The sequence below is a fragment of the Ruegeria atlantica genome, from assembly GCF_013032455.1.
Lineage (GTDB): Bacteria > Pseudomonadota > Alphaproteobacteria > Rhodobacterales > Rhodobacteraceae > Ruegeria > Ruegeria atlantica_B.
On sequence record NZ_WQCF01000010.1, the window covers coordinates 56,542 to 76,045 of the forward strand.

The 19,504-nt window shown below is 56.9% G+C and carries 18 protein-coding genes; 14 read left to right on the forward strand and 4 right to left on the reverse strand.

The window, feature by feature from the left end:
• Positions 1-23: 23 nt before the first annotated feature.
• The 7 genes from GOW93_RS16385 to GOW93_RS16415 all read left to right on the forward strand — a co-directional run bounded on the left by GOW93_RS16385 (position 24) and on the right by GOW93_RS16415 (position 6,468).
• Positions 24-1,124: an FAD-binding protein gene (locus tag GOW93_RS16385; protein ID WP_170386708.1), complete on the forward strand. Its 1,101-nt coding sequence runs from the start codon at positions 24-26 to the stop codon at positions 1,122-1,124.
• A gap of 4 nt (positions 1,125-1,128) precedes the next feature.
• Complete coding sequence (glcF, locus tag GOW93_RS16390) at positions 1,129-2,451, forward strand: glycolate oxidase subunit GlcF (protein WP_170386710.1); 1,323 nt, start codon at positions 1,129-1,131, stop codon at positions 2,449-2,451.
• A 118-nt stretch (positions 2,452-2,569) separates the two neighbouring features.
• Positions 2,570-3,361 carry a trypsin-like serine peptidase gene (locus GOW93_RS16395; protein WP_254443636.1) on the forward strand — a complete coding sequence of 264 codons (792 nt, stop codon included), beginning with the start codon at positions 2,570-2,572 and terminating at the stop codon, positions 3,359-3,361.
• Positions 3,358-4,173 carry a trypsin-like serine peptidase gene (locus GOW93_RS16400; protein ID WP_170386713.1) on the forward strand — a complete coding sequence of 272 codons (816 nt, stop codon included), beginning with the start codon at positions 3,358-3,360 and terminating at the stop codon, positions 4,171-4,173. The genes GOW93_RS16395 and GOW93_RS16400 overlap by 4 nt, the downstream gene beginning before the upstream one ends.
• A 122-nt stretch (positions 4,174-4,295) precedes the next feature.
• Positions 4,296-4,763, forward strand: a complete 468-nt coding sequence (locus GOW93_RS16405) for an Hsp20 family protein (protein ID WP_170386716.1) — start codon at positions 4,296-4,298, stop codon at positions 4,761-4,763.
• Positions 4,764-4,957: 194 nt separating this feature from the next.
• Positions 4,958-5,662 carry an SDR family NAD(P)-dependent oxidoreductase gene (locus tag GOW93_RS16410; RefSeq protein WP_170386735.1) on the forward strand — a complete coding sequence of 235 codons (705 nt, stop codon included), beginning with the start codon at positions 4,958-4,960 and terminating at the stop codon, positions 5,660-5,662.
• A 134-nt stretch (positions 5,663-5,796) separates the two neighbouring features.
• Complete coding sequence (locus tag GOW93_RS16415) at positions 5,797-6,468, forward strand: hypothetical protein (RefSeq protein WP_170386737.1); 672 nt, start codon at positions 5,797-5,799, stop codon at positions 6,466-6,468.
• Between the two features lie 258 nt (positions 6,469-6,726).
• Here GOW93_RS16415 and GOW93_RS16420 read toward each other — a convergent pair whose 3' ends face one another.
• On the reverse strand, positions 6,727-8,202 hold the full coding sequence (locus GOW93_RS16420; RefSeq protein ID WP_170386739.1) for an NAD-dependent succinate-semialdehyde dehydrogenase: 1,476 nt from the start codon (positions 8,200-8,202) through the stop codon (positions 6,727-6,729).
• Positions 8,203-8,472: 270 nt separating this feature from the next.
• Between GOW93_RS16420 and GOW93_RS16425 the strand changes: the two genes are divergently transcribed.
• From GOW93_RS16425 to GOW93_RS16455, 7 genes are all read left to right on the forward strand, one after another.
• Positions 8,473-9,552: a hypothetical protein gene (locus GOW93_RS16425; protein WP_170386741.1), complete on the forward strand. Its 1,080-nt coding sequence runs from the start codon at positions 8,473-8,475 to the stop codon at positions 9,550-9,552.
• A 248-nt stretch (positions 9,553-9,800) separates the two neighbouring features.
• Positions 9,801-10,919: a hypothetical protein gene (locus GOW93_RS16430; RefSeq protein WP_170386743.1), complete on the forward strand. Its 1,119-nt coding sequence runs from the start codon at positions 9,801-9,803 to the stop codon at positions 10,917-10,919.
• Positions 10,920-10,974: 55 nt separating this feature from the next.
• Positions 10,975-12,906, forward strand: coding sequence for an AAA family ATPase (locus GOW93_RS16435; protein ID WP_170386745.1), 1,932 nt, complete (start codon positions 10,975-10,977; stop codon positions 12,904-12,906).
• On the forward strand, positions 12,903-13,661 hold the full coding sequence (locus tag GOW93_RS16440; protein WP_170386747.1) for a hypothetical protein: 759 nt from the start codon (positions 12,903-12,905) through the stop codon (positions 13,659-13,661). The genes GOW93_RS16435 and GOW93_RS16440 overlap by 4 nt, the downstream gene beginning before the upstream one ends.
• The gene (locus tag GOW93_RS16445) at positions 13,658-14,995 is read left to right on the forward strand and encodes a DUF6638 family protein (protein WP_170386749.1); all 1,338 of its coding nucleotides are present in this window, start codon (positions 13,658-13,660) and stop codon (positions 14,993-14,995) included. Before GOW93_RS16440 ends, GOW93_RS16445 begins: the two co-directional genes overlap by 4 nt.
• A 1-nt stretch (position 14,996) precedes the next feature.
• On the forward strand, positions 14,997-15,263 hold the full coding sequence (locus GOW93_RS16450; protein ID WP_170386751.1) for a hypothetical protein: 267 nt from the start codon (positions 14,997-14,999) through the stop codon (positions 15,261-15,263).
• Between the two features lie 10 nt (positions 15,264-15,273).
• Positions 15,274-15,918, forward strand: coding sequence for a DUF1523 family protein (locus GOW93_RS16455; protein WP_170386752.1), 645 nt, complete (start codon positions 15,274-15,276; stop codon positions 15,916-15,918).
• A gap of 29 nt (positions 15,919-15,947) precedes the next feature.
• Here GOW93_RS16455 and GOW93_RS16460 read toward each other — a convergent pair whose 3' ends face one another.
• Genes GOW93_RS16460 through flgK form a run of 3 tightly spaced genes read right to left on the reverse strand, consistent with a single transcriptional unit; the run spans position 15,948 to position 19,500 of the window.
• Positions 15,948-17,042 carry a flagellar basal body P-ring protein FlgI gene (locus GOW93_RS16460; protein WP_170386754.1) on the reverse strand — a complete coding sequence of 365 codons (1,095 nt, stop codon included), beginning with the start codon at positions 17,040-17,042 and terminating at the stop codon, positions 15,948-15,950.
• Positions 17,039-18,049, reverse strand: coding sequence for a flagellin (locus GOW93_RS16465; protein WP_254443639.1), 1,011 nt, complete (start codon positions 18,047-18,049; stop codon positions 17,039-17,041). Before GOW93_RS16465 ends, GOW93_RS16460 begins: the two co-directional genes overlap by 4 nt.
• A complete protein-coding gene (flgK, locus tag GOW93_RS16470) occupies positions 18,049-19,500 on the reverse strand; it encodes a flagellar hook-associated protein FlgK (protein ID WP_170386756.1) in 1,452 nt (483 codons plus the stop codon). The genes GOW93_RS16465 and flgK overlap by 1 nt, the downstream gene beginning before the upstream one ends.
• Between the last annotated feature and the right edge of the window lie 4 nt (positions 19,501-19,504).

Genomic DNA, 19,504 nt, shown 5'->3' on the forward strand with positions numbered 1-19,504 from the left:
GGCTCTAACAAAGAAGAATGACGATGAAACCTGAGACAGAGGCCGAACTGGCCGAGATGGTGGCGGGGCTGACGGAACCGGTGTGGATTGCCGGTGGCGGTACACGCGGAGTGGATGGGCCGGAGACCACGCTCGGGACCTCGGGGTTGAGCGGAATTACCCTCTATGAGCCCGGTGCTCTGACCTTGGTGGCTAAAGCGGGTACGCCCGTGAGCGAGATCGAGGCCGCATTGGAGGCCGAAGGGCAGCAACTGGCGTTTGAACCGATGGACAACCGGGGTTTGCTAGGCACCAGCGGCACGCCGACCATTGGTGGTGTTGTGGCGGCCAATATCTCGGGTCCGCGCCGCATCCAGGCCGGGGCGTGCCGCGATTTTCTGTTGGGTGTTCGATATGTCGACGGTACTGGACAGGTCATCAAGAACGGCGGCCGGGTAATGAAGAATGTCACCGGCTACGATCTGGTCAAACTCATGGCCGGATCCTGGGGAACGCTCGGAATCTTGACCGAAGTCTCGCTGAAAGTACTGCCTAAGCCCGAGGCGATGTCGACATTGGCCATTCAGGTGGCGGATATCGAGACAGCGGTTCAGGCCATGTCTGCAGCGCTGGGTTCTCCGTACGAGGTCAGCGGTGCCGCATACAACCCACAGGACAGTTGTACCTATCTGCGGGTCGAAGGGTTTTCGAAATCGGTGGCTTATCGAACCGATCAGTTGAAATCAGCACTGTCAGGATTTGGTGAGATCATCGAGACCCAAGACCCATCCAACCTGTGGCAGGCACTGCGCGATGTTGGCCCGTTTCGTGGCACTGATGGCGATGTCTGGCGGGTATCGGTCAAACCAAGCGATGCACCTGCGATCGCTGCGCGGTTGCAGGCAGACCAGCTTTTGTTCGATTGGGGCGGAGGCTTGATTTGGGTACAGGTTCCCAGCGGCACCGATCTGCGCGCCCGATTGGGGATGTTTGATGGTCACGCGACGCTGGTGCGGGCTGATGTGCAGACTACCGAAGCTCTGGGTCGCTTTCAGCCTGAGATGGCCGGAGTTCAGGCTCTAACAAAAGGAATTCGACAACGTTTTGACCCGCGCGGTATCTTTAATCCGGGGCTGATGGGATAGGTCGATGCAAACGACATTCACTGAAGAACAACTGCAGAATCCGGCAATCAAGCGTTCGAATGACATCCTGCGCAGTTGTGTCCATTGCGGGTTTTGCACCGCGACTTGCCCGACTTATCAAGTGCTGGGGGACGAGTTGGACAGCCCGCGCGGCCGTATCTATCTGATCAAGGACATGCTGGAGAATGAACGGGTTCCAGATGCGAAAACGGTCAAGCATATTGACCGCTGTTTGTCGTGTCTGGCCTGCATGACGACCTGCCCCTCGGGCGTGCATTACATGCATCTTGTCGACCATGCGCGGGAATACATCGAGGCCAACTACAAGCGCCCCTTCACGGATCGCGTGCTGCGCTGGGTGCTGGCGAAGATCCTGCCTTATCCGATGAGGTTCCGCTGGGCGCTATTAGGCGCCAAGCTGGGGCGCCCGTTCCGTTTTTTGATGCCTGATGCACGCCTGCGGGCGATGCTGGACATGGCGCCGAAACACATCCCTCCGGTCAGTCGCAATGATGACCCGCAGAGTTTTGCGCCCAAGGGACCGCGTACCAAGCGGGTGGCGCTGATGACGGGATGTGCGCAAAAGGCGCTGAACACCGACATCAACGACGCGACGATACGCCTGCTCACGCGGCTGGGGTGCGAGGTTGTGGTCGCCGAAGGCGCCGGATGCTGTGGCGCGCTGACCCATCACATGGGCAAGGTGCAGGACAGCCACAAAGCGGCAGAGGCCAATATCCGAGCCTGGGTTGCCGAGATGGACAACAACGGCCTGGACGCGATCGTCATCAACACCTCAGGCTGTGGCACCACCGTCAAGGATTACGGGCATATGTTCCGCAATGATCCGCTGGCAGAAGATGCGGCGCGGGTGTCGGGCATAGCGATGGATATCAGCGAGCTATTGGTGCAGCTGGACCTGCCGGAAGGCGCCGACAAGGGCTTGACCGTTGCCTATCACGCGGCCTGTTCCCTGCAGCATGGGCAAAAGATCAAAACCCACCCCAAGGACCTGTTGAAGAGGGCCGGTTTTGCTGTGTTAGAGCCTGCTGACAGCCATTTGTGCTGTGGCAGCGCGGGCACGTATAACCTGATGCAGCCTGAAATCTCGGGCCAGTTGAAACGTCGCAAAGTCAAAACGCTTGAGGCGAAAAACCCCGATGTGATCGCTGCGGGTAATATCGGGTGTATGATGCAGATCGGATCTGGAACTGACATTCCCGTCCTGCATACGGTTGAGCTGTTGGACTGGGCCACCGGAGGGCCCAAACCCCGAGCAATGCAGTCGGGGCATTCGTTTGGGTCTGACGTGCCGATACTGAAGTAACCGCCGCTGATGCAGTGGTGCATCACTAGCCGACCGAAACAGCATTCAGAGCAGCCGCCCTATTTTCGCCCAACCAAGCCCGTAGAAAGATAGATCAAAAGCAACGTCGGAGAACCGTTTGCGAAACTGGATCAGGGCTTTAGCGTTGGCTGTTATGCCGATGGCCGCGATGGCGCAGGATACCGGGCTGAAAAGTCTGGACACTACGGATGCCGGGCGCGCCTGGATGGCTGTGGGCCGTCTGGATATCAACGGGGCCGGGTTTTGTACCGGTACGCTGATTTCGCCGACTTTGGTCCTGACCGCTGCACACTGTCTGTTTGACAAGGCGACCGGACAGAGGATTGATCTGTCTGAGGTCGAGTTTCTTGCGGCGTGGCGTCTGGGCCGTGCGTCAGCTTATCGGGCTGCGCGCCAGGCCGTCATTCACCCGAACTATAGCTATGAACACGAAACCTCGGCCGCGCGGTTGCGCAATGACATTGCCTTGATCGAACTGTGGCAACCCATTCGCAACACCGCCATTGTTCCCTTTGACACAGGCAATCGACCGCATCGGGGCGAAGAGGTTGGTGTGGTGTCATACGCGCAAGACCGGGCTGAGGCACCTTCGCTGCAAGAGGTCTGCTCGGTCATGACTCGCAGGTCCGAAGTTATGGTGATGTCTTGCGATGTCGAGTTCGGCTCATCCGGCGCGCCGGTTTTTTCTTTCGCCGAGGACCGCCCGCGCATCGTGTCTGTGGTGGCGGCCAAAGCTGAATTCAATGGACAGCGCGTCGCCGTTGGCACTCCGGTTGAAGGGTCGTTGCAGTTGTTGCACGCAGAATTGTCTGCTGGACGCGGGTTCCGTGCTGCACCGCCCAGTGGTGCGACCAGCAGAAACATTGGCGCGAGGTTCATCAAGCCATGACGCGGTTCTTTCTGGGCATCCTTTTGTGCTTATCGGTTCTGTCGACCACGTCGCATGCCCAAAGCGCCAAGCGCAAGTTGACGGACCGCGAGGACCTCTATGGTTGGGAAGCTATCGGTCGGCTGGACATAGGCGACCAGGGTTTCTGTACCGGCACATTGATTGCCCGGGATTTGGTTTTGACCGCAGCTCACTGCGCGGTAGACAAGAGAACGGGTAGGCCATTCGCGCCCGGTAAAGTGACTTTCCGGGCGGGTTTGAGCAACGGTAAGGCTTTGGCTGACCGGAGTGTTGTTCAAATCGCTGTGCATTCGGATTATGGCAACCACCCGCACCTGTCGGCTGCTTTCGTCCGAGCGGATGTGGCTTTGATGCGACTTGAGCAGCCTATTCCCCATTCCGTAGCCGATCCATTTGCCCTTCACAGCGGACGTTTGGCCGGAAATGAGGTCAGTATTGCCTCCTACGGGCGTGGTCGGTCCGAGGCGATCACGCGGGAACGTTCCTGCCGAATTCTGCAACGGCGTCAGGGGCTGATTACCTTTAACTGCGATATTACCTTTGGGTCATCAGGCTCGGCCCTGCTGGCCCGAAACGGCCCGCGTTGGCAAATCTTGTCGGTGGTGTCCGCTGTTGGAAACGATGGGCGTCAGAAAGTTGGTTTTGGCATGGAACTGGCCGGTATCGTTGAGGAATTAAAGGCTGATCTGCGCCGTGACGCGCCCAAGCCGCAGGCGTCAATTCGCCGATTGCAGGTGGGAACTGACAAATCCAGTTCTGGTGCGAAATTCATCTCCTCTGGCGGGTCTTGAACTCGATCAAAATGCTCCCCATGTGAACTGTACCGGGTCGCCAAATACGGGACTCGGCATACTGAACCGCCCGTCCAAATGGAGGGCAAAACACAGATCGCTCAGACATGAGGATATGACACATGCGTACATTTGATTTTGCACCGCTGCACCGCGCCACCATTGGTTTCGACCAGATCGCAGACATGATGGACCGCGTTTTGACCAATGACGTGGCTCAGCCCAGCTATCCGCCTTACAACATCGAAAAAACAGACGTCGACGCCTACCGCATCTCGGTTGCTGTCGCCGGTTTTTCGGAAGACGACCTGTCGGTCGAAGTGAAGGAAAACGCGCTGATCGTTGCCGGTAAAAAAGCCGCCGAGGACAAAGAGCGCAGCTACCTGCACCGTGGCATCGCCACCCGCGCGTTCGAGCGCCGCTTTGCGCTGGCCGATCACGTGCGTGTCACTGGCGCGAATCATGAAAACGGCATGCTGAACATCGACCTTAAGCGCGAGGTGCCAGAGGCACTGAAACCGCGCCGGATCGAGATTTCTTCGGCCAAGGCCATCGAAAAGGATGTGGTTGACGCCAAAGCCGTGAACTGAGGCCAAAACACACCGCGATAGTCCCGCCTCTCTGGACTGTCGCAGACTGCACGCCCCGCGCACCTCCAGGCGCGGGGCGTTGTTTTTGCGGCAACAAGTGGCGGCTATGCGGACAATGCTGCCGTTCGCTATGTGGTTTGGCGGCTTCGTGATAGGATTGCTCGTACTCGACATGCTTTGAGGAGAATTTCACCATGGGGAGGAAAGTATGTGCAATCATCGGCTTTGGTCCGGGCCTTGGGGTTGCTTACGCTGAGACCTTCAATCAAGCTGGATACAGTCTTGGTCTGCTAAGCAGGTCGGGCGCGAGATTTAACGGAGAGGAAGCGACCAATACATCGGTTCGAGCCTATGAATGCGACGCGGGCGACCCTGATAACCTTAAGGCGGCTCTGACATCCGTTCAAAGCGATCTTGGTCTCATCGACGTCCTAATTTACAACGCAGACCTCGCCCAGTTTGGAGCTTTGGAGGATGTTTCAGAACTCCAGTTCGAACAAAGTTGGCGTGTTGGAGCACTGGGTCTATTCGCCGCTGCCAAGGCTTTAGGACCTCAAATGTCCGAACGTGGCTCCGGCGCAATCATCGTATCTGGTGCCACTGCAGCGCTCCGGGGGAACGTATGGACAACAGCATTTGCCCCCTCGAAGTCTGCCCAGCGCACACTGGCGAACGCGCTCGCCAAGCAACTGGGTCCGAAAGGCGTACACATTGCGTATTTGGTCATCGACGGCGTAATCGACACGGAAGACACCCGAACGAACTTCGCTCCCAACGAACCCGACGAGTTCTTTATCGATCCCCAGCACATTGCAGAAACGGCGTTGATGCTTGCGCATCAAGACAAATCTGCTTGGACGTTCGAACTCGATATTCGGCCATTCGGCGAGAAGTGGTAAAGGTACGGGCGATCCATTGGCTGCTTAGCGGACAAAGCTGCATTTCAGAGCGTTCTAGGAATTGTTCATTGTCTACCCGCTCGCGATAAGCGAGAAGTATACCTGCCAGAAACATGCGATAGGTTTATCGGTCAATGAAGCATTTGACGAGAAAAGTTGATGGCCGTAGATACGCCATACTGACTAACCCGCTACCTACAGAAATTCAGAACGTCCTTCCAGTTTTCCAATCTGCCTATCAGGAGCTTTGGGAAAACTGGATCGATCTTCAAAAAAATGGCCTAAAAGTCGACGTCGCGGTCAAAGACGTACATGGATTAACGCCACAGCTAATAGGCGACCATGAAATGGGTGTTGGTAAGTTCCGATTGAAGGCTCTTTACGTTGACTTTCGTCAGTTCTGGATGCAAAAATCTCCTATTGAATTCAACAAGGTATGCAACCTTCTATATAAGCATACTGAAAGCGATGTCGGTCGTGACACCATCAAAATTCTTAAGTGCTATTGGAAGAAGGAACCCATTCTATTTGATAAACACTCTGTCTCTTCCAAGGACTTAATAGACGCAGTTTTCAACGGTGAGCTTTTCCATCGAGATGAAGGGAAGATAGACAATGTTTCCGGAGGCCATACGATGATTGCTGATGAATTTCTGGCCTCTGCTCTTTTCTTTGCCGTCTATGATAGAATTGCTGTGCTACAGCGCCTCAATACTCTCCTTTTTTTAGCCTATCAGGGTAAACCGGCAATCGTTCTTTCAGATGCAATTCGATTTTCAGAACCTTACGACGGTCAACCTTGGTGACAAGGACAGCGAATCGACGAACGATCTAATTATCTGGAAACGATCCAACCGGTACTCGCTGGGCTAACAGCATGCTGCGTGAGCAAAGCATTAGCCCCGCTGATTGGCAGCATTGGGCTCACTGCAGACATTGCCGGTCATCCCAAACGCCCCGACCGAAGTCAGCCCGGGCTGTGTTTCGGCTCCGTCCATTGAAAGATGGCAACGCTTTGGATGCGCTTTAGAGGCAAGCGCACCCAAATAAATGGACCGGGTGGATCAGACCGACATGCAGACGTATTTCATCTCAAGATAGTCTTCCATGCCGTGATGGCTGCCTTCGCGACCCAGGCCGGATTGTTTGACGCCGCCAAACGGGCCCAACTCGGTCGAGATGATGCCGGTGTTCACGCCGACGATGCCATACTCCAGCGCTTCGGCCACTTTGTAGACGCGGCTCAGGTCCTTGGCATAGAAATACGAGGCCAGACCAAAGATCGTGTCGTTGGCCATGGCGATAACATCGTCCTCATCTTCAAACTTAAACAGTGGTGCCAGCGGACCAAAGGTTTCGTCCTGCGCAACCATCATGTCCTGAGTGACGCCGGTCACGATGGTCGGCTGGAAGAAGGTGCCGCCCAGATCATGGGGCAGACCTCCGGTTAGAACCGCGCCGCCCTTGTCGGTCACGTCCTTGATATGCTCTTTGACCTTTGCCACCGCATCTTCGTTGATCAGCGGGCCGGTGGTGGTGCCTTCGGAAAGGCCGTCGCCGACACTTAGCGCTTCAACGGCGGCTTTCAGTTTGGAGGCGAACTCATCATAGACACCCGCCTGCACGTAGATTCGGTTGGCGCAGACGCAGGTCTGTCCGTTGTTGCGGAACTTGCACAGCATCGCACCTTCGACGGCTGCATCCAGATCGGCGTCGTCAAAAACGATGAACGGCGCGTTGCCGCCCAGCTCCATCGAGCATTTCATCACCTGATCCGCAGCCTGACGCAGCAGAATGCGCCCCACTTCGGTTGATCCGGTAAAGGTCAGCTTGCGTACGCCAGGGTTTTCGCAGAATTCCTTGCCAGTCTCGCTGGCTTGTGTAGATGGTACCACGTTGAATACACCTGCGGGCACGCCCGCCTTCTCGGCCAACACAGCCAACACCAGCGCCGACAGGGGCGTTTCGGTGGCCGGACGTGCAACGAAAGCGCAGCCCGCAGCCAGCGCCGGGGCAGCCTTACGGGTAATCATCGCATTGGGGAAATTCCAAGGGGTGATTGAGGCCGCAACACCAATCGGCTGTTTCAATACCGTAATCCGTTTATCACGCTGGTGACCCGGAATGGTCTCACCATAGACGCGTTTCGCCTCTTCGCCGAAGAACTCGATGAAGGAGGCACCATAGCCGATCTCACCCACCGCCTCGGCCAAGGGTTTTCCTTGTTCGGCGGTTAGAATTTTGCCCAGATCCTCGGCATTATCCATCATCAGGTCGAACCAGCGACGCAGGATCGCTGCGCGTTCCTTGCCAGTCAATTTGGCCCATTCCTTTTGCGCAGCCTCAGCTTGTGCGATCGCTCCGGCCACCTGCGCACGGCTGACATCTGCCACCTCGGCCACCACGTCACCGCGGGCCGGATTGGTCACTGCAAAGGTGCCGTTGTCACCATCCACCCACTGACCGCCGATATAGGCCTTGGTCACTAGCAGATCGGGGTTCTTCAAAAGGGATTTCAGATCGGTTATCGCGTCCAGCATGGGTCAGCCTCCGGCAAGAAATTGGGTCATCGCACCCAATCAGGTGGGATATTGAATGTCTATGTCCACAATGGCCGACGGATCAATCCAGATTTGATCAAATTCTCCAATTTGCGAATTAATTTCGCATCCCGGCTTGGTCAAATTTCGCGCCTATCTTTTTCGGGCTGAGTTTGTCAAAGTTTGGCGAAATATTGGACCCAAGGGGATGTAAATCATCATAACATTCCCTATCTTATTGGGTAATTAAAGAAAAAAGGGATAGCAGAGATGTCGAACCATCAATTTGATGCCTTGATCGAAGAAACTCAGAACAAGGTACGCGAAAGCCAGTCACAAATTGAAAGCCTGACGTCGCGGATCGACGCCGCACGCGCCAAGATCGGAACCGCTGAGGCGGATATCGACATCGAAAACGCCACTTTGGAAGATGTACATGCCCATACCGAGGTGATGAACGCCAACATCGCCGAGCTGATCATGGGGCTGGACGATGTCACCAATGCGTTCTCTAAAGATTTCGACGAGATGCGCTCGAAAACCGGTTGGGAATCGTTCGTTGGTATTTTCGCCAAGGCCAAGTCCGAGTCCATGCGGCAAGAGCGGATGCGCACCGCCAATATCGATGACAAGCTGCAGGACCTGATTGCGAAATCCGACGTGATCGTGAAGCTGCTGGAAGGGCAGTTGGCCGTGTTGGAGGAACAGCGCGTGAAGGTTGAGGACAACCTGACCGTCACACTGGACGACCGCGAGGCAACCGTGGCCGAGCTGGAGGCTTTGCGGGCCGAGATTCAAGGCATGGATCCGACGATAATCACGCTGGAGAACAAGATCAGCGTCGAACAGGACGCCGCCGCGCGGACCCAGCTTGAGACCGAGCTGGCCGAGCTGAACAAGCAGTACAACGCCAAGGTTCAGGAAGAGCAGGTCAAGCTGGCCAAATCGCAGACGTTGGAGCGCTATATCGAAAAGGGCAAGACTTGGGTCGATTCACTGCAGAACCAGGCGGCGACGCAGATGGTGCTGATCAACAAGTTGCAAACAGACACGCAACAGCGCGTGGTGCTGTATGACGCCCTGACCAAATCGCTGAAAACCGCGCAGCAGCAGGACGTGGCCCACCGCATAAACGAGATCGGCGTGCAGACGGATCAAGAGGCGCAAACCGCCATGGCCGCCATCGGCACCGCGACCAACCAGAAGATGGCCGACATGCTCGAGGCGCACGAGGACCACATGGTCTTCGCCCGCGACGTGCTGGAGAAAAAGGCCAAGGCGGATGAACGCTTTGCCCGCCGGTTTGCCTCGATTGTCGAGAAGCACGATAAGAATTTGTATGGTGGGTGAACTGTCAAAGCAGAGCGGAAACAAACTCCTTTGGATCGGCTGTGCACTGGTAGTTTGGCCGTTTGCGACAATGTTCCTGCTGTGGCTTTATGCTAGCACTGAAATTGGAAAGGATGTTTCGCTCCTATGGGGTTTCCTTACTTGGTTGTTAGGAACTGCAAGCGTTCCAATCGGACTGTTGTTGATTGTTTGGTTTCTTTCAAAAAAGTTGATTTCCACAGTTACAGTTTGGCGCTCAGGTATCTCCGATGACTGACCCCACCCAAGACCATGTCGGCCTGACCGACACCTTCGCCTCACGCCGCTATTTCCGCAAGTTTGAGGTGATCACCGTCCACCTCCTGCGCGTGGCCGCGACGATGGAGGCTGAGGGCGCGATCAGCAAACAAGAGGTGCGGATCGTGTCGCGCTACCTGTCGGGGCTGCTCTACACGTTCCGTGCGCTCAGCATGAAATACCTGCTGGTCGGGCGCGATACGGGGCGGTTCTTTGGCAGCCTTGCGATGGACAAGCGCGACAGCGGGTTTCCGGTGGCGGCCGAGTTGCTGACCATGGCCAACGACGCGCAGCAGGCGCAGGTGCATCTGGCGAATATGCCCTCGGAAGACGATCTAAAAACCGACATGGTTCGTACCATCATCGGGGATCAGGAAATCCCCACCAAACTGCAGTTCGCGCTGTCCCAAAGGCTCTATTACGAGGAATTGCTGAAAGGAGAGCTGTTCTGGGCCCGCAACGATCCCGAATGTCACTGGATCGGGAATGAGGGTGACCGGCGCAAGTTCATGATCCATTGGGCGGTCTACGACAGCCAGATCAACCTGCCGGTCATCTACCTGATGCAGCTTGAGGACAGCGGCAAGACCGCCCTGCCCAAAGATCAACGTCGCTGGCCCGAGGTGCAGGCCCATCTGATGGCGCAATCCTTGGGCGGGCTGAAACTGGTGACCATCGCCAAGGGCTTCGATCAGGATTTCGACGACCTGCATCCCAAACACATGCGCCGCATCCATGTGGGGCCGATGTATTCCTCGGCCTATACCGAGCAATCCGGCCCGTTACGGCAGGTGCTGGAGGATGCGCAGGCGCCCGAAGGTCAGGACTGGTCGCTAGCCTGGACCACCGAAGAGCTGCAAAGCGAAGAGGTGGTCGAAGAGCGCGCCGGATGGTTTTCGACCGTCGAGCGCGAGGTGTTTGCGTTGGACCCGTTCGGCGGGCAGGGGGCCGAGACCGGAGCGACACGGACACAACGCTCAATCATCCTGCCCCAGCGCCCGTTTCAGGTACTGGCCGAGCGCAACCCTCCGGGCTTTGCCGATGTGCGCAAGTTCGTCGTCAGCAAGACTGGGCAGGTGTTGAGATATTAGATTTCGCCTTCGGCGAGAGTATTTTTGAAAAGATGAAGCAAGGGCGGTTTTTGAAATGAGTTTGACGTCAGATCAGATGGAATTACGCGAAGTCGACATTCGCAAGCATTATCCGGCCGCGACCGCCTTGCTGAACGGGTTCGAACATGCACCGCGGATTGTAAAGGTCGTTGAGACGTCGACGGAACGGTCGCCGGGGGTGCCGACTGGGCGGCGCTTCCGGTCCACGACGCCGGGGTTGGTGACACGGCGCACCGTGCGCACGGATGGGGTGCATCTGGTTGAACGGATTGAGGCCTCGGATGATGGCGATACGTTGGTCTCGCCTCCTCAAGCGACGACACAGCAGGCGATCCGCCGCGCTATCGCCATCGCTCTGGCCGTGGGTGAGGCTTATGCGGAACAGACCCCGCTGGCCGATCTGAAACGCGCGAATCTGGCCGGGGACTTGTCCGCCGCGCGTAAAACCGAGTTCTCGGAGCTGCTGACGGCGGAGGCGCTCATTACGTCGCACGTGTTCGGTAACGCGCTGGCTTACCTGATGTCCTCGCATTTGGGCGAAACAACTGTTGATATCGGCGAGATCGAAGAGGTTCTGACCGATAATGGCCAGCTTGCCCTGCACGGCGCGCTGTGGGAGCTGGACCAAACGCTCGCCAAACACGCCCCGAACGACGCCCACCTGATTGCGGCCACCAGTGCCCATGCGGAACAACTGATGGATAAGGCGGCCCTGCGCGCCCAGTCCGCTGGCCATCTGGCCCCATTCCAGAACGCTGCCTGGCATATTGAGGCTGATGATCTGACGATCCGGGGGTTTGAACCGGCCTCCAAAGCCAAATCCACCACCCTGACCATGACGTTTAAGAAACCGAACGAGGTGGTGGGCAACCACATCGCCAAGTATCAGGCGATGAAGCTGGCCAAGATGGTGATGGCCTACGACTTCGACCGACGCCTGAACCCGTTTGCCGAGCTTGGCGGCTTCATCTTTACCTTCATGGGCGACGGCAAACCGGGCACCGGCAAGACCACCCTGATCCAGATGATGGCCGGGCTGATCAACGATTACTGCCAGAACGCAGGCTATCCGTTCCGCTATCAGAACCTGAGCACCGACAATATCGACAGCTATCAGGGCAAGTCCGGCCAGAACGCCAAAGCGTTTATCAACACGATCATCGACCCCTCGGTTATCGGCTTCGGCACCATCGACGATATCGACCAGCTGGCGGGTAAACGCGGCGACCGGCAGTCCTCGGCCGGGCAGCTGGAAATCACCGCCGTGCTGATGGAGAGCTTTGCGGGTGCTAATACCGTCGTGCGCGGCAATTGCACCTTTGGCATGTTCTCGAACTATCCCGAGAATGTGGACGACGCCCTGCGCCAACGGGCGGGTGCGCGGTTTCTGGTGGACGGCCCGCAAACGCGCGAGGATTACATCGACATCCTGCACCTGCTGATGGGCCGCAACCACGACATCCCTCTTGGTGAGCACGAAGCCTATGCCGCGCAGGAGATCAAAAAGGCCGTCGCCGCCAGTTTCGAAAGCCACTCTCGCCCGCATGAAGACGCTCTGCTGCAGGTCTACGACCAAGTGTCCGGCGAGATCGGCCAGATGGACACGATCGCCAAGCTGGGCACCTACCTCAAGGCGATCCAAGCCGCCGATGAGCGCTTTACCGGCCGCGCGATCAAGAACATCACTGACGCGGTCAAGGTCCGCGCGATGGATTTTGAACTGCCCGACGAGTGGATGGAAAACCCCGACCTGTTCCTGTTCCGCGATTACGACACCAAGAAGGCCATGATCGAGGACCTGCGCCAGCCGATCACGGTCGAGATGGTGATGCAAGAGATCAACCGCTACGCCGACAGCGAGTTCCGCTATGCCGACAAGAGCGACGAGGTCGCCATCGAGAACGCCGTCCGCGAGATGGGCCGGATGGAAGAGGCCAAGCGGCGGTATTTGGAGGAACGGGGGTGAAGAAGGAGGAGCTATACAAGCAAAAACCATTTGTTGTTGGGGGTTTGCTTTCAGTTCTAATCATTGGGGTTTTTGCTTATTTCTTGTCAGTTGGCGAGGTATGCGATTGGGCGAATGTCTGCGAGACGAAATGGCAGTATTTACAGAGTGCTTCTCCCAATGAAATAGGAGACACTCTAGCCGGATTTGCCGGGACACTAGCGTTTATTTGGATTGTCGTGACGGTTTGGTTGCAAGCCGAAGAGCTACAAGAGCAACGAAAAGAATTTGTCAAAATGGCTGACGCTCAATCCAATCAGTTCAAATTGATATCCAGCCAACAAGAAGATGTAAATCAAGAAGCTGTTCTACTTGGAGTCAAACGCCGACTTGAAGAGCTTGATCGCGCCAGTGTCGGTTTTTTTGTCAGTGGATTGCAGCCGCCCCATAACTATAGTCAACTGAGTTTAGTGCCCAGAAAGAAGAATTTAGAAGTCGAGAAGTACTACTTAGCACTGAATGACCATCTAAGTACTGCAGCCCAGCTTCTTGCCGAAGGGCGAGTAAATCTGGAAATGAGCAATGATAACGGTTTTTGTGGCCAGAAAGCTCAGATCATTGAAGCGCTCTCGTACTTGAAGGGGCTGCTCTTGAGAAAGAGCAATCTCTCCCTTGCAGGGAAAATGTACCAGAGCGATCTAAAGATCGGAAATACTGTTATTCTGTTAGATAAAGTACTGGCTCTGCATTCCGAAAGCGACGGTCGCTCCTTATGATCCGCCTCATCGAAAAAGGCCTGATGTTCGGCAACCTCGTCCACATCTCCAGCCCGGCTCTGGTCGAGCGGTATAACCGCGCGCTGCAGCATCTGGCGGGCAAGACCACGGCGCTGACGGATTTCCATGTCGATATCTCGGGCTATTCGCCGGAGGTGGGGATAGAGTTGGGGGACGAGCTTTACCTCAACCCTAACGGAGTCAACCGGCAGTTCATCCTGCTGACAACCGAGCAGAAGCGCGCGCCATTGCTGAACGTCAAATTCTCGACCTCGCGCGATATCCTGCGCGAGTTCATCGAGATGAATGAGGCGCAATTGTTCGCCCTGACCGCCACCGATGCCGTGGCCGGAGAGCTGGTGAACTCGGTCTTCAAGCTCACCGCGCCGCGCGACCTGCTGAACCTGCGCAAGATCGAGATCGAGGCCGACACGGTCGGCGGCACCCTGCGCAAGGCCGAGCAACTGGCAGGCATGGTCGAACGGTTCAAAACCGAAGAGGACGCCTGGTTCGACGATGTGCTGATCGCCAAGATGATCGAAACCGCCAAGGAAACCGGCGACGTCACCCGCAATCCGGTCCATCTGCGCCACACCGCATTTGAGCAGCGCAACTTCTGGACGGCGCATTTCGGCGGGCTCTACCTGTTCCCCGATCTGGATTATCCGGCAGCGATTTGCATGGGCGAACGGCCTGATGACGTGCCGATCGAGCACGTGTTTGAACCCACGCAGAGGCACCGGATTGCGGCCTTTCTGAACGACAACAATCTGGTCGAGACGATCATTGAGGCGCGCGGTGTGAACGCGGCCGCCGTTCTGCAGCAAAAAATGGACTTTCTGACTGTCCACGCCGCCGCAGACGCAGGCGTCGACCTGACCGGACTGGACCGCAGCGATATGCGCCGTCTGGCCCGGAACCACGCCGACCGCCTGCCCGAGGCCTTTCACGGCCTTGCTCAACTGTTGCGCTGGGCCAGCGATGGCGGGCCATGGCCGCGCATCACCTCGGATCATCCGGCCTATTTCTACACATTGCGGGCCGCCGATACGCCGAACCGCGATCTGGTGAACATGCTGTTGACCGAACTCGCCCCGCTGGACCCGCGCCAGATGTTCATCTGCCATAAGGAGCTGTTCTACAGCACCTACAAAACCTGGCCCGAGACCAAAAAAGCTTATGTTGCCGACTTCCTCGCGCGCGAGTATCAGGTGGACAAGGCAGGCGCCCGCGCCGCACTGTTCGGGCACGAACCGGATATGAGCGGCAATGACCGGATCAGTGAAGACATCATTGCACGTGTCGGTCCCTGGGGCGCTGTGAGAAAGGGTTGAAATGTTCGGAGCGCTACGCCTTTTTCTGATCCTGCTGATCGTCCAGACAATCGCCTATTTTGCACTGTCACTGTACTCGCGCGGTGTGCGTCGCCGGAAACTGGAAAACTGGTGGGATGAAAAGGGCAAGACGGGCAACAAAGAAGCATTTGTCGCGCGTGGGCTGCACGTCTATGACAATTCTTTCCGGCGCAAACTGATCCTGGGTGTCTATATAGTACCTTGGGTGGCAATCGGCGCGCTGATCTATATCGTGAATTATATGTGAGGTTTACGACATGGCCTATTTGAAATGGGCGTTCATCATCATCTTCTGGGGCACGATTGCCGTGGTCCTGCAATACTCGCTGCCACAGCGTGATATCGTTCGGATCGTCAATACCTATGAAGAGCGGCAGGATCTGAACGACTGGACCCGTATCTTCTGGTCTGAACCGGATGATCAGTCGACCAGCCTGTCAAACCGCGACGTGCAGTTCATTCAGGCTGTGCGCGCGAACGGTAAACCGATTGTTTACCGGAACGAAGACACCAGCTGGGGGTGGCCGCCCTATTTCAAGTTCGACACAGCCAATCTCTATACCGAAGCCAATGATGCGATTTCGAACAAGAATGAGCCGGAATGGGTTGTTGTAACTCACTATGGCTGGCGAAATGAGTTCATGTCTATTTTCCCCAACGCGGTGTTCATCAAGCATGTCGACGGCCCGGATGTGCGCATCATTCCATGGTTCAACATCATTTTCCTGACAGTGTTCTTTGCGCTTGTGTGGGCGATATGGGTGCGCTGGCGCAGGTTCCGGCAGGCAAAGATCGACCCTATGCTGGAAAACGTCGAAGATGGGTTCTACGCCGCAGGCGATGCCATCGAAGAGAAACGCCACGGATTGCGTCGTTGGCTGGATAGTTGGAAGTCCAAGTAAATCGTTACAGTCCTTCCGAGCGGTGAAGTTCACCTAACGATGAATTCGGCATGAAGCGCCCCTGCGGCTTTGATCGTTTTGAGAATGTCGATCATATCGCGGGGCGACACGCCCAACGCGTTCAGCCCGGCCACGACCTCGGACAGTGTGGTGGCCTCGGGGATTTCGGCCAGCCCGGTGCCTTCTTCCTCTTCGATACCGGCGAATGTGCGGGGGACAACAACCGTTTCGCCGCGCGCAAACGGGTTTGGTTGGACAGCGATCGGAGATTCCTCGACCGTCAGGGTCAGGTTGCCTTGGGATACCGCAACGCGCGAAATTCGCACCTCTTGCCCCATGACGATGGTGCCCGAGCGTTGATCGACCACCACGCGCGCCTTGGTTTCCGGTTCAACCAGAATGTTCTCAATCCGTCCCAGCGCATGTGCGGTCGAAATCGCCTGCGTTGCCGCGATGTTCAATTCGACCGTGCCGGAATCCCGCATGATTGCCACCGCCCGGTTGAATTCGGTGTTAATGGCGATCTCAATCCGGCTGGCAGTGGTAAAGTCGGGTTCTCGCAATGCCAGTCGCATCTGCGTCAGCGTCGACAGGTCAAAGTCGATCTCACGCTCGACCCGCGCGCCCGAGGGGATCACGCCAGAGGTCGGTACGCCCTGCACGACAGATGCTGCCTCGCCCTCGGCCACGGCGCCTCCGGCCAGAACCGTGCCTTGTGCGACTGCGTAAATTTGACCGTCCGCGGCGTTGAGTGGCGTCATGATCAACGTGCCACCCAGCAGACTTTTTGAATCGCCGATGGCCGATACCGTCACGTCGATCTGCCCGCCAACCCGTGAAAATGGGGGCAAGCTGGCGGTAACCAGTACAGCGGCCACGTTCTTGGGCCGAAAGTCTTCGCCGTTCACGTTGACGCCCAGCCGCTCGAGTATGTTTGACATGATCTCTTCGGTAAAGGGCGAGTTGCGCAGACCGTCACCGGTGCCGTTCAGACCCACAACCAGACCATAGCCCACCAGATCATTGCCCCGCACCCCGTCGAAATCCACAAGGTCCTTCAGGCGGATCGTGCCAGCGCAGGCAATCCCGGGCAGCAGCATCAATAGAAAAGCGAGAAGTTTCATCTGAGGAAGTTCACCAGCGACAGGTTCGCGTTGCGAACGGTGACGGAATACAGGCTCTCCAACTGGAATTGGACGGTCTGCAGCTGCGTGGCAGTCTCGTATGGGTCTGCGGCGATCAACTTGTTCCGGCTGAATTCCAGGCTGGTCTGCGCCGCATTGTTGCGCGTGGCGGCCTGTTCTATCCGTGCCTCTGCCGAGCCGACTTGAGCGCGCAAGTTAACCACATCGTTCTGTGTATTGGCCAGATTGCCCCCCAGTTGCGTAAACAGGGCAGTGCGCTGGTCTCGCGGCAGGTTCAGGGCATCGTCGGACACCAGCGCTGCAACGGCAATATCCCGTATTGCATCCTTAATCGCGGGGTCGGTGGCCGTGATCGTTAGACTGACACTTTCATTCTCGGATATCTGCATTGGTGCCAATGCGGTGCCCGAGCCCTGATAGATTATTGCGTCAAATCCGGCGGGGTCATTAAACCAGTCTTCTGCCGCCTGACGAATATCCGCCGTTGTGGTGTATCCGCTCAGTTCTGCCGCAAGCGCCGTCAACATCGTGTCGGTTGAGGGCAGAGGGGACATGTCGGTGGCCGTACCGGAATACAAACTGCGCCCACCCGCGCGTGTGTTCAGTGCCGATATGATCGTGTCCAGCTCGTTGCGGGCCTGAACGGATGCGTTTTCATGGCTGACCGCTTGATTCGATGTGCCGAAAGCCAGCAGGGATGAGGTGAGCTCGGATACGGATTCGTTGATCGTGGTCAGGCTCAGCTGCATGGCGTCTGTAAACAGTCCAGCCTCGGCAGTTGATACCTGATAGGCGTTCAGCCGCGACAGGCTGCGATCCAGATCCAGCATGTGAGAGTAATCACCATCCAATCGCCCGGACACGTCCTGAACCTTGCCAGTGGACATCTCATAAGACAGAGTTTCTATCTGGTTTCTAAGCTCGGTCGAGCGGGTCTGTAATGTCATGCCCCGCGCCAGATCGCCAATAGACGTCAAATTCATCATCACAGCCTCAACAAGGTTTCCATCAATTCATCCACTACCGAGATGACTCGCGCATTCGCGGCATAGGCCTGCTCGATCTCGATCAGGTTCTGTAATTCCTGTTCGGTGTCCACGCCCTGTTCCGCCTCGATTCTGGCCATTTCCAGCTGTGCGCTGTTGGCAAAGGCCAGGCGTTGGCTGGCGGTATGGGCGTCCGAGCCGGTTCTAGACATCAGCGCCTCGGTCAGGTCCGAGGCGCGCATGTCACCGGTTCCAAAGGGCGACTCCGCGATGGGCCGCGTATTACTGAGAACAGCGCCGAAAGCTTGCAATTGCGTGGCATCGCCCGGATCGCCAGGGGTCACTGCACCTAGCCCATCGCGCAGGCGCCAGCTGTCGCCGCCATTGTCGGGATCGACAATCGTGTTCAGGCTGATACGCGACGCCAGCCCCTCTGGCGCAGTGACATCGAACCGGGTGCCAGCATCCGTGAAAAGCCCTGGATCCGTGGGCAAAGCGGTAGGGTCCAGACCAGGTGTTTCGAACCGTTCAATCAAGTCCCGCGCGACCGAGTCGAGATTAGCTTGCGCTTCAACCGCCAGCTCATCGCGGATTTCGAGCTGTGCCATCAGCGCACCGCCACGTATCTGACTATTGTCACCGCTGGTGCGCACCGGGTTTCCGTTCATCTCCAACCCCGACAGCAGCCCATTGCCCACGGTTATATGTGGTTTGGTGTCGCCTGTGGTGGTAAAGGAAAACTCGGCGGCGGTGCCGTCCAAAAGGATCAATCCACCATCAGAATATAGAGAAATCTGATCGTTCGCCCGTGGCACTGCATTTACCGGCACCAACGCGTTGACCTGATCGACCAGTACTTGCCTCTGATCCAGCAAGGCACCGATATCGCCGCCCGAATGTTTAACCTGTGGGATTTTGGCGTTCAGCTGTTCAATATCCTTGAGGGTCTGGTTCAGGCTGTCCACCAGCCTGCCAATGGTTCGATCCGCGTCCGAGCGTAGCTGCCTTACGCCCTCAGACGCCTCATTAATGCTGTTGGCCAGATCGCGACCAGTGCGGGCGACCTGATCCAGGCGTTCGGACGAATCCGGCAGGCTGGCGGCTGTTATAAGGCTGCTATCAAATGCGGCTAGCCGATTGGCCAGCGATGTGGGGTCATCGACTGTGCCAACGAGGCCTTCTACACTGGTGTGAAAGTTGGAAACCGCAGTCTGATAAGCCAGATTTGCATCAGTCTCGCGACGATTGGCGGTCAGGACAGGGTCGTGATTGCGGACCACGCCGAGCGTGCGCACCCCGGTGCCCGAGATGGCGTTTGTCGTAAGTTCCAGCGACCTGCGGGAATAGCCCGGTGTCAGCGCATTGGCGATATTGTCCGACACAACGGAAGTGCCCCGGCTGGAGGCCGTCAGGCCGCTGACTGCGTTGTTGAATGCTGTCGACAAGTTCATGAGA

What these genes read in the sequence shown, in the direction of transcription:
- GOW93_RS16405 (WP_170386716.1), top strand. Translation starts at nt 4,296, where the DNA reads ATGCGTACATTTGATTTTGCACCGCTGCACCGCGCCACCATTGGTTTC.
- GOW93_RS16425 (WP_170386741.1), top strand. Translation starts at nt 8,473, where the DNA reads ATGTCGAACCATCAATTTGATGCCTTGATCGAAGAAACTCAGAACAAG.
- GOW93_RS16435 (WP_170386745.1), top strand. Translation starts at nt 10,975, where the DNA reads ATGAGTTTGACGTCAGATCAGATGGAATTACGCGAAGTCGACATTCGC.
- GOW93_RS16430 (WP_170386743.1), top strand. Translation starts at nt 9,801, where the DNA reads ATGACTGACCCCACCCAAGACCATGTCGGCCTGACCGACACCTTCGCC.
- glcF (WP_170386710.1), top strand. Translation starts at nt 1,129, where the DNA reads ATGCAAACGACATTCACTGAAGAACAACTGCAGAATCCGGCAATCAAG.
- GOW93_RS16465 (WP_254443639.1), bottom strand. Translation starts at nt 18,049, where the DNA reads ATGATGAATTTGACGTCTATTGGCGATCTGGCGCGGGGCATGACATTA.
- GOW93_RS16445 (WP_170386749.1), top strand. Translation starts at nt 13,658, where the DNA reads ATGATCCGCCTCATCGAAAAAGGCCTGATGTTCGGCAACCTCGTCCAC.
- GOW93_RS16455 (WP_170386752.1), top strand. Translation starts at nt 15,274, where the DNA reads ATGGCCTATTTGAAATGGGCGTTCATCATCATCTTCTGGGGCACGATT.
- GOW93_RS16420 (WP_170386739.1), bottom strand. Translation starts at nt 8,202, where the DNA reads ATGCTGGACGCGATAACCGATCTGAAATCCCTTTTGAAGAACCCCGAT.
- flgK (WP_170386756.1), bottom strand. Translation starts at nt 19,500, where the DNA reads ATGAACTTGTCGACAGCATTCAACAACGCAGTCAGCGGCCTGACGGCC.
- GOW93_RS16410 (WP_170386735.1), top strand. Translation starts at nt 4,958, where the DNA reads ATGGGGAGGAAAGTATGTGCAATCATCGGCTTTGGTCCGGGCCTTGGG.
- GOW93_RS16400 (WP_170386713.1), top strand. Translation starts at nt 3,358, where the DNA reads ATGACGCGGTTCTTTCTGGGCATCCTTTTGTGCTTATCGGTTCTGTCG.
- GOW93_RS16460 (WP_170386754.1), bottom strand. Translation starts at nt 17,042, where the DNA reads ATGAAACTTCTCGCTTTTCTATTGATGCTGCTGCCCGGGATTGCCTGC.
- GOW93_RS16415 (WP_170386737.1), top strand. Translation starts at nt 5,797, where the DNA reads ATGAAGCATTTGACGAGAAAAGTTGATGGCCGTAGATACGCCATACTG.
- GOW93_RS16385 (WP_170386708.1), top strand. Translation starts at nt 24, where the DNA reads ATGAAACCTGAGACAGAGGCCGAACTGGCCGAGATGGTGGCGGGGCTG.
- GOW93_RS16450 (WP_170386751.1), top strand. Translation starts at nt 14,997, where the DNA reads ATGTTCGGAGCGCTACGCCTTTTTCTGATCCTGCTGATCGTCCAGACA.